At 56.8% G+C, this 498-nt stretch carries 1 protein-coding gene; it reads left to right on the top strand.

Features of this window, described 5'->3' with window-relative positions; translation table 11 throughout:
* On the top strand, positions 1-498 hold a 498-nt coding region (gene pelG, locus A3730_RS12055), incomplete at both ends, for an exopolysaccharide Pel transporter PelG (protein ID WP_156501178.1).

Here is a 498-nt window from a genome sequence, read left to right as displayed (position 1 = left end):
TCTGGACCTGGATGGCCTGCTGCTGGGCTTTCTGCTGGGGCAGGTGACCCTGCTGGCGGGGATGCTGGTGCTGATTGTGCGAGGCTACCCGGCCGAGAGCATCGTCTCGTTCGACATGTTCGGCAAAAAATACCTGTACCCCAGCCTGATGCTGGTGGGCTTTTTCTATAATGCCGGGGTGTGGGCGGACAAGGCCATGTTCTGGTTTTACGACGGCACCGGTAGCGATGTGATCGGGCCGCTGCGGGCCTCGTTGATCTACGATATTCCCGTGTTCCTGTCGTATCTGTCACTGATCCCGGGCATGGCCGTATTTCTGGTGCGTATGGAGACCGATTTTGTAGAGTACTACTCCAACTTCTACGATGCGGTCCGTGAGGGCGGATCGCTGTCCTATATCGAAGATATGCGCAACCAGATGGTGTTTGTCATTCGCCAGGGCATCTTCCAGATTCTCAAGATTCAGGCGATCTCGGCGCTGGTGATCATGGTGGCCGG

The organism is Alcanivorax sp. HI0044 (assembly GCF_001634945.1).
This window is presented reverse-complemented; position numbering and strand designations above follow the sequence as displayed.